Below are 13,742 nucleotides of genomic sequence, written 5' to 3'. Positions count from 1 at the left end.
CGGCCATGGACGACACCACGCCACTCAAGTCCCCCGGCCCGGACGGCTCCGGCACGCCGGGCGACGCCCCCGATGAGACCCCCGGCAACGCCCCCGGCAGCGTCGAACTCCTCTCCCTCCACAAAGCCTTCAACAAATTCACCGCCGTCCACCCCCTCGACCTGGAGATCCCCGCCGGATCCTTCTTCGCCCTCCTCGGCGCCTCCGGCTGCGGCAAGACCACGACCCTGCGCATGATCGCCGGACTCGAGAAGCCGACCTCCGGCCGCGTCCGCCTGGGCGGCGAGGACATCACCGCGCTCCCGCCCCACAAGCGCCCCGTGAACACCGTCTTCCAGAGCTACGCGCTCTTCCCGCACCTCACCGTCGCCGAGAACGTCGCCTTCGGCCTCCGCCGCAAAGGCCGCAAGGACGTCGCCGGACCGGTCAAGGAGATGCTCGGCCTCGTCCAACTCGGCCACCTGTCGGACCGCAAGCCCGCGCAGCTCTCCGGCGGCCAGCAGCAGCGCGTCGCCCTGGCCCGCGCGCTCATCAACCGCCCGCAGGTCCTCCTCCTGGACGAGCCCCTCGGCGCGCTCGACCTCAAGCTGCGCCGCCAGATGCAGCTCGAGCTGAAGCGCATCCAGACCGAGGTGGGCATCACGTTCGTGCACGTCACCCACGACCAGGAAGAAGCCATGACCATGGCCGACACCATTGCGGTCATGAACGACGGCATGATCGAACAACTCGGCTCCCCCGAAGAGCTGTACGAGTCCCCCCGCACCGCCTTCGTGGCGAACTTCCTCGGCCAGTCCAACCTGCTGCCGGCCCGCGTCACCGGACGGCGCGGCGGCCATCTCCAGCTCGACGTCTTCGGCGGCCGCATGACCCTGCCCGCCGAACGCAGCACCGCCACCCGCGACACCTTCGTCATGGGCATCCGCCCCGAGAAGATCACCATGGCCGAGGCCGGTTCCGACGACGAGATCCGCGCCGTGTCCGCAGGACGCAACCGCATGCCCGGCATCGTCACCGAAGCGGGCTTCATCGGCGTCTCCACCGAGTACCGCGTCCGCACCCACCAAGGCCCCGAGCTGGTCGTCTTCGCCCAGAACCGCGACGACTACCGCCCGCGCGTGGGCGACCCGGTCCTCCTCCACTGGGATCCCAAGCACGGCTTCGGCCTCGATACCGCGGACACCGCGGACGCGGCGGAAGCAAGCCCGGCAACGGCCGAGGCGCCGGCCGAAGAACCCGCCCCGGAGCCCCTCCGGTGACCGCGGCCGCCCATTCCGAAGCCCGACCGGAACCCGGGACCACGCCCAAGCCCAAGCCCAGCCCGGCCTCCCCCTTCCGCCGGGCCTTGCACGCCTTCTGGCGCGAAATCCGGCGCGCCCCCTACCTATTGCTGCTGCCCGGCATCGCGTGGCTGGTGCTGTTCTTCCTTGTCCCGGTCTACTACCAGGCGAAGATGTCGGTGTCGTCCGGCTCCCTGGAGACGGGGTTCGGCGTCACGTGGTCGTGGTCGACGTTCTCCGACGCGCTCTCCGAGTACGACGAGCACTTCCTGCGCTCGCTCTACTACGCCGGCAGCGCGACGGTCCTGTGCCTGATCCTGGCCTACCCGCTCGCCTACACGATCGCCTTCCGCGCCGGACGCTGGCGCAACGTCCTGCTGGTCCTCGTCATCGCCCCGTTCTTCACGAGCTTCCTGGTCCGCACGCTCGCCTGGAAGACGATCCTGTCGGACAACGGCGCGGTGGTCGGCTACCTCAACGACCTGCACATCACCAACCTGACCGCGACGCTCGGCCTGACCGAGGGCGACCGCGTCCTGGCGACCCCGCTCGCGGTGGTGACCGGACTGACGTACAACTTCCTCCCGTTCATGATCCTGCCGCTGTACGCCTCGCTCGAGCGCATCGACCCGCGCCTGCACGAGGCCGCGCGGGACCTGTACGCGAGCCCCGCCGCGGTCTTCCGCCGCGTCACGCTGCCGCTGTCGATGCCGGGCGTGGTGGCGGGCACGCTGCTGACGTTCATCCCGGCGTCCGGCGACTACATCAACGCGCAGCTGCTGGGCGCGCCGCAGGAGACGATGATCGGCAACGTCATCCAGGCGCGCTACCTGAAGGTCCACGACTATCCGACCGCGGCCGCGCTTTCGTTCGTCCTGATGGCGGTCATCCTGGCGATCGTCACCGTCTACATCCGCCGCGCCGGGACGGAGGACCTCGTTTGACGGCCGTCTGGTCCTGGCTCAAGCGCAATCTCGTGGTCGTCGCCGGCCTCGGCACGCTCGTCTACATGCTCGCGCCGAACGTCGTGGTGGTCGCCTTCTCCTTCAACAAGCCGAAGGGCCGCTACAACTACGAGTGGTCGAGCTTTTCCACGGACGCGTGGACCGATCCGTGCGGGGTCGCCGGGATGTGCGACTCGGTCACGCTCAGTCTGAAGATCGCCGTGCTGGCGACCCTCGGCGCCACGGTCCTCGGCACGTTGGCGGCGTTCGCGCTGGCCCGCTACCGGTTCCGGGCGCGTGGCCCGGTCAATTCGCTGATCTTCCTGCCGATGGCGATGCCGGAGATCGTGATGGCCGCGTCCATCGGCATGCTGTTCCTGGGCATGGGCATGGACGCGGGCTTCACCACGATCCTCATCGCGCACATCACCTTCTGCGTGAGTTTCGTGATCACCGCCGTCAAAGCGCGCGTGCTCGGCATGGACGCGAACGTCGAGGAGGCCGCGCGAGACCTCTACGCCTCCCCCGTCCAGGTGTTCCTCCGTGTGACGCTCCCCCTGGCCGCACCCGGCATCGCCGCGGGCGCGATGCTCGCGTTCGCCCTCTCCTTCGACGACTTCATCATCACGAACTTCAACGCCGGCCCCGACACCGTCACCTTTCCGATGTTCGTCTGGGGTGCGTCGCAGCGCGGTACTCCCCCGCAGATCAACGTCATCGGTTCGGCGATGCTCATCGTGTCGGTGCTGGCCGTGCTCGCGGCGCAGTTGGTGGGCCGGCGCGGCCGGGGCCGCACGAAGGCGTGAGGGTGCGGCCGGGACGTGTCCCGGCCGGTGGCCGCCCTGGTGCGGCCGTACGGTGGCGGCATGGTCGTCTCGCTCGTCGCCGCCGCCGTCGCCGCCGTCTGCTACGGCGTGGCCACCGTTCTGCAGGCGCTCGGCACCCGGCGCACCGAGGCGGCCGGTCCCGCGGCGGGGCTCGACCCGCGGCTGCTGGTGCGGGTGTTCAAGACGTGGCCGTTCGTGGCCGGAACGGCGTTGGACCTGGTCGGTTTCGCGGCGCAGCTCGTCGCGCTCGCGGAGCTGCCGGTGTTCGCCGTGGAGGCGGCGCAGGCGGCGAACCTCGCGGTGACGGCGGTGATCGCGGTGCCCGTACTGGGCGTGGCGCTGGGCCGCCGCGAGTGGACGGCGGTGGGTGCGGTCTGCGCGGGTCTGGCGCTGCTGGGCTTGAGCGCGGGGCGCGAGGGCCCGTCGGAGACGTCGGACGCGTTCCGGTACGCGCTGCTCGGCGCGGTCGCCGTCATCGGCCTGTTCGGCATGTGGGCGGCGCGCCGTCCCGAGCCGTGGCGTTCGCGGCTGCTCGGTCTGGCGTCGGGCTTGGGCTTCGGGCTGATCGCGCTTGCCGGCCGGATCGTCACGACCGTGGCGATCGCCGACCTGTGGCGTGATCCGGCGGCGTGGACGGTGCTGCTGGCCGGAGCGGTCACGATGCTCATGTATGCGACGGCGTTGCAGGGCGGTGCGGTGACGGCGGTCGCGGCGGCGCTGGTGGTCGGCGAGACGGTGCTGCCGGCCGCGGCGGGGATCGTCTTCCTCGGCGACCGCAGCCGCGCGGGTTTCGTGCCGGTGGCGGTCGCGGGGTTCCTGCTTGCGGTGGCGGGGGCGATCGCGCTGGCCCGGTTCGGCGAGGGCGGTGATCCGCCGCCGCCCGCCGACCGGGCGGAGCAGGTCAGTCTTCCGGCTCGATGAGCTGGTACTCGAGTTCGCCGACCGAGTGGGCGAACTCCGCGGGGGTGAAAACCGCGCCGTCGTAGACGAACGCGGGTTCCACGGCGGTCTCGGCGGTGCCGTCGGGCTGCGCGTCGACGACGACCACGGCCCACGCGATGACGGGGCACAGCACGGCTTCCTCGCCGGTCCGGACGACCTCGATGTCCCACCCGGGTTCGGCGGGTGTGAGGCTGACGACGCTGCGGCGGGTGTAGCGCATGGCGGGACTCCTCGGCTGCGGAACGCACGAGCTTGGACGGATGAGCCCACAGCCTATGGGGCTCGAGTGACAGGCGTGACGCCGCCTTCCCCCGGGATTCCGGGTTCGGCGCCCCGGCAGCGGGCAGGCTGGTGGGGGCGCCTGCGGGGCCCGCCCGGAAGGCTCCGGATTGCCCCGGTCGGCGACGCCGGACCGGAGTGCGGAATGCTTCGGGCGCTTGATTCGTTGCACAGCCGTACCCACTGACGCAGGACGGAGAGGAACATGGCGACGGTCGAACTGACCAAGGAGAACTTCGACGAGGTGGTCAGCGGTGACGGCTTGACCGTGATCGACTTCTGGGCCGCGTGGTGCGGTCCGTGCCGCCAGTTCGCGCCGACGTTCGAGCGGGTCTCCGAGGCGACCCCGGACGTCGTGTTCGCGAAGGTCGACACCGAGGCCCAGCCGGAACTCGCCGCCGCGTTCTCGATCAGCTCGATCCCCACGATCATGCTGGTGCGGGACAACGTGATGGTGTACGCGCAGCCCGGCGCGCTGCCCGAGGCGGCGCTGGTCGACCTCATCGGCCAGGCCAAGGGCCTGGACATGGACGCGGTGAAGCAGCAGATCGAGTCGGAGAAGGCGGACGCGGGCACCCCGTCGCCGAACGGTGACGGTCCGGCCCAGGCCTGATCGGTCCCGCCGGCCTGATCCGGGCGTCCGCGGCCGCCCGGCCGCGGACCCGCCGCCCCGCCGTTCCCGGGCCCGGTGTTTTGCACCGGGCACTCCGTGGAGTTCTACTGGGAGGAACGGAAGGGGTCCGCAGAGGACAGACGCGGAGAAGCGGTCCTTCGAAGGCCGTGCACCGCGCAATCAGGGTCCGCGAGAAGCGGATGGGGCTCCTTCCGTTTCACACGCCGTAGAAAAGCCCGGTCTCCCCGGAGACCGGGCTTTCGCGTGACCGGGCTCGCGGTGCGGCCGCCTCAAGGAAACTCCCGAAAGGGACAAATACTGATAAATGGGTCTAGCGTGGAGTGAGTGCAACTGGCTACCAGTCCGGACGTCGGCGTCCGGCTGTCACAGGGGAGCACCTCATGTCACGCAATTCCGGCGGATTCAACGCGTGGTCCGGATGGGTCGCCTTCGCGGCCTTCACGCTGTTGGTGCTGGGTATCCTGAACCTCTTCCAGGGCCTGACCGCGCTTTTCCGGAACGGCTACTACGTCGTCGCCAACGACCAGCTGCTGCTGCGCAGCTACACCACGTGGGGCGTCATCCTGCTGTGCTTCGCCGCACTCCAACTGGCGACCGGCATGGGCCTGTTGGCCGGGGCGAGCTGGTCCCGGTACGTGGCGATCGCCCTGGCGATGCTCAACATCATCGGCGAAATCGCCTTCATCGCCGCACACCCGGCATGGTCGATCGTCGTGATCGCGCTGGACGTCGTTGTCCTGTACGCACTGACCGCGAAGTGGGAGATGGCCCAAGGGATGAACGAGGAGTCGATGTCCCGAGCGGAAGCGGCCGAATGGCAGGCGAGCCAGGCGGCCGACCGCAGCCAGATGGGTTCCACCGAGCGCCACCCGCCGGCGGGCGGCATGGGCGGATAACCCCGGACGCGGAACGGCCGGCGGCCCGGTCGCGCATCACGCGCGACCGGGCCGCCGGCCTTCGTCCTGCCGCCTTCCGGGGCGCCCCGGGGGCCCGCCGGGTCCGGTCAGCGCTGTCCCCGCTGGTCCATGCCCCGGTGGTCCTCGCCGCCGGCCGCGTCGAGCCGCGCGGTCTCCGCGGCGTCGACCGCGCCCACACCCCAGCCGTACGCGAGTTTGTGCACTTCGAGGACGAAGAACGAGTCGGTCGACACCACCCCGTCGATGAGGTGCATACGCCGCGTCACCAGATCGGTGAAGTGCTCGGTGTCGCGGCAGATGACCTCGACCATGACGTCGTAGTGGCCGGCCGTGACGATCACGTACGACGTCTCCGGGAGTTCCCGCAGCGCCCGGCACACGTCCTGCGCCGTGCCGGCCCGGACCCGCATGCCGATCATCGCGAGATGGTTGAAGCCGATGGTCAGCGGGTTGGCGATGCCGACGATCTGGAGGACGCCGTTGTCCTCCAGCCGCTGCACCCGGTAGCGCACCGACGAGGCGGGGATGCCGAGGTCTTCCGCGATCTGGCTGTATGCCCGCCGGCCGTCCGCCTGGAGGATCGCGATGATCTTCCGGTCGATGTCGTCCAGGCCTGCGTTCATGCGACTGCTCCGCGGTTCTCGTGGCGCCGGCGCCGGCAGCCCACCGGCCCCTGGTTCCTGCGTGTGGTCGTGGCCACCCATGATCGCGCCCCCGTCTCTCGCCTGCCGTGCGTTCCGCCGCGTGTCCGCGGCCCCGGTGCCCCCGGGCGGGGTCACGAGTCGAAGCCGAGTCCGAGCCGGTCCAGGGTACGGAGCCACAGGTTGCGCTTGCCGTTCAGGTCCTCGCGGGCCATCGACCAGCGGGTCGCCTGGATGCCCGCGTAGCGGACCGGTTCGGGCGGGAACGGCAGCGGCTTGCGGCGGATCATCTCCAGCCCGGTGCGCTCGGTGGCGCGCCCTTCGAGCAGGTCGAGCACGACGTCCGCACCGAAGCGGGTCGCGCCCACGCCGAGCCCGGTGAAGCCGAGCGCGTAGCCGATCCGGCCCGCCGCGGCGGTGCCCGCGAACATGCAGAACCGGGTGGTCGAGTCGATGACGCCGCCCCACGCGTGCGAGAACGGTACGTCGGCGAGCGCCGGGAACGTCTCGGCGAACTGCGCCGCGAGCGTGCCGAAGGTCTCCGGGCGCTGGGTGAGCGCCTCGTCGACGCGGCCGCCGAACGGGTAGATCGCGTCGTAGCCGCCCCACAAGATGCGGTTGTCGGCGGTCTTGCGCAGGTAGTGGAACTGGTTGCCCGCGTCGGTGATGCCGTGCGCGCCGGTCCAGCCGATGGAGGCGAGCTGGTCGTCGGTCAGCGGGACGGTGGTGAGGGCGTAGTCGTAGACCGGGACCATGCTGAGCCGGAAGCGCTTGAGCAGCGGCGGGTAGATGTTGGTGGCCAACGCGACGCGGCGGGCGGCGACTTCGCCGTACGGCGTGGTCAGCCGGATCCGGTCGGCGGGCTTGCTGTCCAGCCCGGTCACCTCGGTGTGCTCGGCGATGCGGACCCCCGCCGCGAGGCACGCGTCGCGCAGGCCCCAGACCAGCCGGGCCGGGTCGACCAGCGCGTAGTCCGGCTGCCACAGGCCGGTGCCCCACATCGGCGAGTCGACCCAGTCGCGGAGTTCGGCGCCGTCGAGGAGCCGGGACTTCTCACCGTGCTCGGCACCGAGGGCGGCGGCTTCGCGGAGCGCGGCGGCCTGCCACGGGGTGGCGGCGACGGACACCTTGCCGGTGCGGGCGAAGCCGCAGTCGATGCCGTGCGTGTCGAGGTCGCGTTCGAACGCGTCGAGGTTGGCGTTGCCGAGCCGCTGGAGGGTGTCGATCTCGCCGGGCCAACGGGCCGCGCCGTTCGACAGGCCGTGGGTGAGGCTGGGCGAGAGGAAGCCGCCGTTGCGGCCGCTGGCCGCGTGGCCGCAGGTCCCGGCCTCCAGCACGAGCACGTCGCGGCCGGGCTCGCGCTGCTTGGCGAGCAGTGCCGTCCACAGCCCGGTGTAGCCGCCGCCCACGATCGCCAGGTCGGCGGTGGTGTCGGCGGTCAACCGCGGGAGGGCGGCCGGGCGTTCGGGGCGGTCGAGCCAGAAGGCCGTCGGCGAGGTGGTGCGCAGCGCAGCCCGGTGGGCGTCGCGGGTCATGGGATCGATCCTTGTCTGGGGTTCCCCCGTAGGGCCCGGGTCCCGGTGGCCGGGACCCGGACCGGTGGTGCGGTCAGAGGCTGAACACGCCGGTGCGCAGGTCCGACATGTCGAGCAGGGTGTGCTTGCCGCCGATGCGGCCCCAGCCGGTGCCGCGGCCGCCGGCACCGCCGAACGGCATGTTGATGTCCCAGAAGCAGGTGCTGTCGTTGACGACGACCTGGCCGACCTTCATCTCCTCGACGAAGCGGAACGCGGCGCCCATGTTCTGCGTGAACACGGCGCCCTGGAGGCCGAGCTTGTCGTCGTTGGCGATGCGCAGGAGTTCGTCGTCGTTCGCGCCGGTGATGATCGGGACGACCGGGCCGAAGGACTCCTCGCGGGACAGCAGGCTGTCGACCGGGACGTCGTCGACGACGGTGAACTCGTAGTAGAGGTCGGTCGGCGTGCCGGACCGGCGGCCGCCGCCGGTCAGGATCTTCCCGCCGCGGTCGCGGGCGTCGGCCATGTGCCGGTCCATCTTGGCGGCGACGCCTTCGTTGTTGAGCGGGCCGAGGTTGGTCGCGGCGTCGAACGGGTCGCCGAGGACGACCTTTTCGGCGGCCCGCAGCACGGCTTCGACGAAGCCGTCGTGCGCGTCGGCGTGCACGATCACGCGCTCGGTGGCGCAGCAGACCTGGCCGGAGCACAGGTGCGCGCCGTAGACGGCCGCGGCCGCGGCGGCGTCGAGGTCGGCGTCGGCGAGGACGACGAGGGGGCCGTTGCCGGAGCACTCCATGATGGAGCGCTTGAGGCCCGCGGCGGCCTGGATCTTCGCGCCGGTCGCGGACGAGCCGATGAAGCCGATCGCGTCGATGCCGGGGTGCCGCACGAGCGCGTCGCCGGTGGCGCCTTCGCCCGCGACGATGTTGACCAGGCCCTCGGGCAGGCCCGCGGCGACGAACGCCTCCATGGCCTTGAGCACGGTCAGCGGCGTGTTGGCCGGGGGCTTGACGACATGCGAGTTGCCGGTGGCGAGGCCGGGCGCGACGAACTCGGCGAGCATGAGCAGCGGGAAGTTCCAGGGCGTGATGATGCCCCAGGTGCCGACCGGCGCGTGGAAGGTGAACATGCGCTTGTTGTCGACGGTCGACGGCATCGTCTCGCCGTGCAGGCGCACCGCGTCTTCGGCGTGCAGGTGGAACAGCTGCGCGGCTTCCTCGATGTCGGCGACCGACTCGGCCAGGGGCTTGCCCTGCTCCAGCGTCTGCAGGCGGGCCAACTCGTCGACGCGCTTGGCGAGTTCGTCGCCGATGCGGTGGCACACCTTGGCGCGTTCCCAGACGTTGACGCGGGCCCACGCGGCCTGCGCGTCGTTGGCGGCCTTGACGGCGGCGTCGAGGTCCGCGGCCGACGGGATCGGGATGGTGCCGACGTGTTCGCCGGTGGCGGGGCTGCGCACCTCGTACGAGTCGGGGCCGGTGCCGTCCACGTACGCGCCGTCGATGAAGAGCTGGTAGCGGGTGCTCATGGAATATCTCTCCGATTTGTACCTGGTTGCCCGAGTTGCCCGGTAATCAAGCGGACTCGTACGGCTTCACCCGTACGGTGACCCCGCCAGCGTCCACCCAGCAACTTGGAGCTGTCAATACTTCAGATTCAGCAATTCCAGGTTGCTTTCTTTGCTCGATCAGCAGAACAACCGTTGACACCGCCAAATCGACACGCCTATAACGGAGCCCTTCGCAGTCCCGTTCCCGCACCTCCCCCACCCCACCCCACCCCCACCCCGAAGGGCACGCCCATGTCCGCCCAGGTCTCCACGCCGCCGACCGAACCCGGCTCCGCCGGAGAGCAGCCGGCGCTCGCCAAGAAGATGCGCTGGTACGACGGCTTCGCCATGTCGCTGGCCATGCCCGCGGCCCTCATCGCCTCGCTCGGCGCCTCCATCGGAGGCCTCGGCGCCTGGGGCGCGATAGCCCTGTGGGCGGCCTCCATGGTGCTGGCCACCGGCGCCAACTGGATCTACTCCGAGCTGGCCGCGATGTTCCCCGAGTCGTCCGGCGGCATCGCCCACTACGCCACCGAGGGCTGGAAGCAGCGCGCCCCGTTCGTCGGCCCGCTGGCCAGCATCGGCTACTGGTTCGCCTGGACCACGTCGCTCTCCGTGTACGCGGGCATCATCGGCTCGCTCGTCCAGGCCCAGTGGTTCCCCGACGAGGACTGGAGCTGGGAGCTGGGGCCCGCCACGGTCACCTTCCCGATCGCGGTCGGCATCGGCATCGTGCTCCTGCTCTTCGCCGCGGCCATGTTCGGCCTGCACGTCGCCATGTGGGTCGTCTACGTGACCGGCGGCATGCTGCTGATCCCGCTCGCCGTGTTCATCTTCGTGCCGTTCTTCACCGGCGACTGGAGCGCCGGCAACCTGCACTGGAACCTGCACGGCGCAAGCGGCATCCGCGAAGCGCTCGTGTGGCTGTACGTGATGGCGTGGACGTCCTTCGGCGTCGAGGTCTGCGCGACGTTCGCCCCCGAGTACAAGGACACCGTCCGCGACACGTCCCGCGCACTGCGCGCCGGCGTGCTCTTCTCTCTCGGCGTGTTCATCCTGCTGCCCCTCGCCCTGTCCGGCTACCTCGGCGAAGAGCGCATCGCGGGCGACCCGACGACCTTCTACGTGGGCGCGTTCCAGGACCTCATCGGCGGCGCGGCGGACCTCATGGTGGTCTTCCTCATCGCGTCGCTGCTGCTCATCATGATCACCGGCCTGGCCGACGGCTCCCGCGTGCTCTACAACATGGGCAAGGAAGGCACGACCATCAAGCAGGTCGGCGTCCTCAACCGGCGCGGCGTCCCGGCCCGCGCCCTGACCGTCGCCCTGGTCATCAACATCCTCGCGCTGGTCTTCCTCAAGACCCCGCTGGCCATTGTGGTGACCGGCAACCTGGGCTACATCCTCACCCACATCCTGGCCATCTCCGGCTACGCGATGCTGCGCAAGGACCGCCCCGACCTCGCCCGCCCGATCAAGCTCCCGGGCTTCTTCGTGCCGCTCGCCTGGCTGCTCGCCGCGTTCCTCACGGCCGTGCTGGTCGTCGGCGCCACCGGATTCAAGATCACCGGCTACGGCGGCTACAAGGAACTCGGCATCGCACTCGGCGTCCTGGCCACGTCGGTCGGCCTGTGGCTGTACCGCACGAAGGTCCAAGACCGCCGCTGACCGCGCACCGACTCCCCCGGGGACGGCCCATGCCCTACGTCTACCTCGGCTTCGCGATCGTGGCCGAAGTCGTCGCCACCAGCCTGCTCAAGTCCACCGACGGCTTCACCCGGCCCCTTCCGACGGCCGTCTGCCTGGCCGGGTACGGGGCGGCGTTCTTCATGCTCGCGAAGGGGCTCCAGCAAGGGCTGCATGTGGGCGTGGGGTACGCGATCTGGTCGGGCGTGGGGACGGCCCTCATCGTCGCCATCGGGGTGCTGTTCCTGCACCAGCCGGTCGACGTGTGGACGATCGCCGGGATCGGTCTGATCGTGGGCGGGGTGGTGGTGCTGAACGTGACGGGGGCGCACTGAAAGCTGCGGCGCACGGCCCGGCTTCTCCCCGACCGGCCCGGAGGCAACCCGCCTCCGGGCCGGCACGCCCCCGAACCCCGCACGCTTCCGTGCGCCCCTCCCGCACCCCGCACGCCCGGGCGCAGCATAGGCGTTCCGCGCGCGCCGCGCGGTCCTGGAGGGATGCCCATGCCGACCGATGCACCCGACCCGGACGACCGCACTTCCACCGAAATCCCCGCCCCCCGCGCCCCCTCACCACACGAGTCGCTCGACGACACCCCCGCCGACGAAGAACTCCGCTTCGTCTCCTCCTTCGCCGACACCGACGCCGTCCTCAACAAAGTCACCACGCGGGCGATGGCCACCCGTCTCCCCCGACTCATCGGCACCGCCTTACGCCTCGTCTGGGACGTCGACCGCCGCGCCCTGCTCGCGCTTCTCGCCTGCCAGGTCGCCGCGGGCGTGCTGGAAGCCGCCGGGCTGCTCGCCACCACCGCCACCATCACCGCGGTCATCGCCTCCGGCGACGTGCTCGCCCGGCTCCGCGACGCCGCACCGTCGCTGTGCCTGCTCGCGGGGGCCGTCGGCGCCCGCGCCGGACTCGGCGTCGCGGTCGTCTACCTGTCCCAACGGCTCACTCCGCAGATCAACCGCAAGGCCGAGGCGCTGCTCCTGGAAGCCATCGCGTCGGCCGAGCTGGAGGCGTACGACCACCCCGGCTTCGTCGCCGAATACGACGCCGCCGACCGGGGCGCACAGTCGATGCGCACCCTCCTCACCCACTCCCAGGACGTGATCGCCGCGGCCGCGTCGTTCGCCGCCGCAGCCTCCGTCATCACCTACCTGCACCCCGTCCTGCTGCCGCTGCTGCTCCTCGGCGCGATCCCGCGCGGCATCGCCGCCGTGCGCGCCGCCCGCATCGAGTACCAGACGAGCACCGAGACCCAGCACGAGCGCGTCCTGCTGAACAACCTGCGATGGCAGATCGCCGACGAGTGGCGCGCCAACCAGCTCCGCGCCTTCACCCTCGCCCCGCACCTGCTGGCCGTCTACGAGAAGCACGCCGACAAAGTCCAGCGCATCACCCAAGCCGCGGCCGCCCGCGCCGCACGCGTGTCGATCCTCGGCGCCCTGGCGGGCGGCGCGGCCGCGGGGCTCGTGTGGGGCGCGGTCGTGTGGCTGCTGGCCACCCACCGCATGAGCGTCGCGGCGGCGGGCACCGCGGTGATCGCGCTGCGCACGGTGAGCACGTCGCTGGGCGGCATCGTGGGCGCGGGAACGAGCATGTACGGGACCGGGCTGTACATGGACAACTGGCAGCAGTTCCTCGACCGCGCGGGCGGTCACCGCATGGAACTCCGCCGCGGCGGCGATGAGTTGCCGAAGCCGCGGGTGTTCCGCGCGGAAGGCGTCGGGTTCACGTACCAAGGCCGCAAGAAGCCCGCGGTGGACGGCGTCGACCTGGAGGTCCCGGTCGGCAAGATCGTCGCCCTGGTGGGCGAGAACGGCTCCGGCAAATCCACGCTCGCCAACCTGCTGACCGGCCTCTACATGCCGACCACCGGGCGCGTGACCTGGGACGGCCGCGACACCCGCGACCTGGCGCCTCGGGCCGCGTGGAAGCACATCTGCTACCTGACCCAGCACGTCGTCCACTGGCCGCTGGTCGCCCGCGACAACATCACCGCGGGCCAGCCCCGCGCCGACCACGACGCGGCCATGGCACGGGCGTTGGCCGCGTCCGGCGCGGACGAGGTCGTCGACGGCCTCGAACACGGCCTGCACACCAGCCTCGCCCACGAGTTCATGGGCGGCACCGACCTGTCCGGCGGCCAGTGGCAGCGCATCAACCTGGCCCGCGCGTACTACCGCCCCGGCGTCCTGGTGGTCCTCGACGAACCGACGAGCGCCCTCGACCCGCGAGCCGAACACCGCATCTTCAAAGGCCTCCGCGAACAGGCACAGGACCGGGCGGTCGTCCTGGTCACCCACCGCCTGGCCAACGTGGCCTTCGCCGACGAGATCGTCGTACTCGAGCACGGCCGGGTCCGCGAACGCGGCACCTTCGACGAACTGGTGAAGGCAGAAGGCCTGTTCGCGGAACTCTGGCAGTTGCAGCAGGACCGCTAGGACCGGACGAACAACGCCGGTGCGGGGGGGGGTGGGCCCCCCGCACCACCGCCCCGCAACGCAAGCACGCCCCCTTCTC

General features: G+C 70.9%; 12 protein-coding genes and 1 pseudogene. 9 read left to right on the top strand and 4 right to left on the bottom strand.

The features are described from left to right. Nucleotides 1–5 precede the first annotated feature (5 nt). The 4 genes from ABEA93_RS01480 to ABEA93_RS01465 all read left to right on the top strand — a co-directional run bounded on the left by ABEA93_RS01480 (nucleotide 6) and on the right by ABEA93_RS01465 (nucleotide 3,972). Nucleotides 6–1,259 (top strand): ABC transporter ATP-binding protein, encoded by a 1,254-nt coding sequence (locus tag ABEA93_RS01480; protein WP_345673353.1) that lies wholly within the window; start codon nucleotides 6–8, stop codon nucleotides 1,257–1,259. Beyond that, complete coding sequence (locus tag ABEA93_RS01475; protein ID WP_425584769.1) at nucleotides 1,256–2,224, top strand: ABC transporter permease; 969 nt, start codon at nucleotides 1,256–1,258, stop codon at nucleotides 2,222–2,224. The genes ABEA93_RS01480 and ABEA93_RS01475 overlap by 4 nt, the downstream gene beginning before the upstream one ends. Nucleotides 2,225–2,289: 65 nt before the next feature. Then, complete coding sequence (locus ABEA93_RS01470) at nucleotides 2,290–3,030, top strand: ABC transporter permease (protein WP_345673546.1); 741 nt, start codon at nucleotides 2,290–2,292, stop codon at nucleotides 3,028–3,030. Nucleotides 3,031–3,090: 60 nt separating this feature from the next. Further along, complete coding sequence (locus tag ABEA93_RS01465) at nucleotides 3,091–3,972, top strand: hypothetical protein (protein WP_345673352.1); 882 nt, start codon at nucleotides 3,091–3,093, stop codon at nucleotides 3,970–3,972. Here ABEA93_RS01465 and ABEA93_RS01460 read toward each other — a convergent pair. Further along, nucleotides 3,953–4,213 (bottom strand): hypothetical protein, encoded by a 261-nt coding sequence (locus ABEA93_RS01460; RefSeq protein WP_345673351.1) that lies wholly within the window; start codon nucleotides 4,211–4,213, stop codon nucleotides 3,953–3,955. The genes ABEA93_RS01465 and ABEA93_RS01460 overlap by 20 nt on opposite strands. 261 nt (nucleotides 4,214–4,474) lie before the next feature. Here ABEA93_RS01460 and trxA point away from each other — a divergent pair. Then, a pseudogene (gene trxA / locus ABEA93_RS01455) lies at nucleotides 4,475–4,885 on the top strand (thioredoxin); the annotation flags it as partial. Nucleotides 4,886–5,286: 401 nt separating this feature from the next. Further along, nucleotides 5,287–5,802, top strand: a complete 516-nt coding sequence (locus ABEA93_RS01450) for a DUF7144 family membrane protein (protein WP_345673350.1) — start codon at nucleotides 5,287–5,289, stop codon at nucleotides 5,800–5,802. A 107-nt stretch (nucleotides 5,803–5,909) separates the two neighbouring features. On the opposite strand, the gene ABEA93_RS01445 is transcribed toward ABEA93_RS01450, so the two are convergent. From ABEA93_RS01445 to ABEA93_RS01435, 3 genes are all read right to left on the bottom strand, one after another. Next, nucleotides 5,910–6,446 carry an Lrp/AsnC family transcriptional regulator gene (locus ABEA93_RS01445; RefSeq protein WP_345673349.1) on the bottom strand — a complete coding sequence of 179 codons (537 nt, stop codon included), beginning with the start codon at nucleotides 6,444–6,446 and terminating at the stop codon, nucleotides 5,910–5,912. Between the two features lie 152 nt (nucleotides 6,447–6,598). Further along, nucleotides 6,599–7,999, bottom strand: a complete 1,401-nt coding sequence (locus tag ABEA93_RS01440; protein WP_345673348.1) for an NAD(P)/FAD-dependent oxidoreductase — start codon at nucleotides 7,997–7,999, stop codon at nucleotides 6,599–6,601. A gap of 73 nt (nucleotides 8,000–8,072) precedes the next feature. Further along, nucleotides 8,073–9,509, bottom strand: a complete 1,437-nt coding sequence (locus tag ABEA93_RS01435) for an aldehyde dehydrogenase family protein (RefSeq protein WP_345673347.1) — start codon at nucleotides 9,507–9,509, stop codon at nucleotides 8,073–8,075. 273 nt (nucleotides 9,510–9,782) lie between these two features. On the opposite strand from ABEA93_RS01435, the gene ABEA93_RS01430 reads away from it, so the two are divergent. From ABEA93_RS01430 to ABEA93_RS01420, 3 genes are all read left to right on the top strand, one after another. Beyond that, nucleotides 9,783–11,198 carry an APC family permease gene (locus ABEA93_RS01430; RefSeq protein ID WP_345673345.1) on the top strand — a complete coding sequence of 472 codons (1,416 nt, stop codon included), beginning with the start codon at nucleotides 9,783–9,785 and terminating at the stop codon, nucleotides 11,196–11,198. A gap of 29 nt (nucleotides 11,199–11,227) precedes the next feature. Then, entirely contained in the window at nucleotides 11,228–11,551 is a 324-nt protein-coding gene (locus ABEA93_RS01425; RefSeq protein WP_345673344.1) for a DMT family transporter, read from the top strand. Nucleotides 11,552–11,719: 168 nt separating this feature from the next. Continuing rightward, nucleotides 11,720–13,663: an ATP-binding cassette domain-containing protein gene (locus ABEA93_RS01420; protein WP_345673343.1), complete on the top strand. Its 1,944-nt coding sequence runs from the start codon at nucleotides 11,720–11,722 to the stop codon at nucleotides 13,661–13,663. Nucleotides 13,664–13,742: the final 79 nt, after the last annotated feature.

Origin of the sequence: Yinghuangia aomiensis (assembly GCF_039542225.1) — a bacterium.
GTDB classification, from domain to species: domain Bacteria; phylum Actinomycetota; class Actinomycetes; order Streptomycetales; family Streptomycetaceae; genus Yinghuangia; species Yinghuangia aomiensis.
The sequence above is the reverse complement of the archived record's forward strand: the minus strand, read 5'-3'. Positions and strand labels throughout refer to the sequence as shown.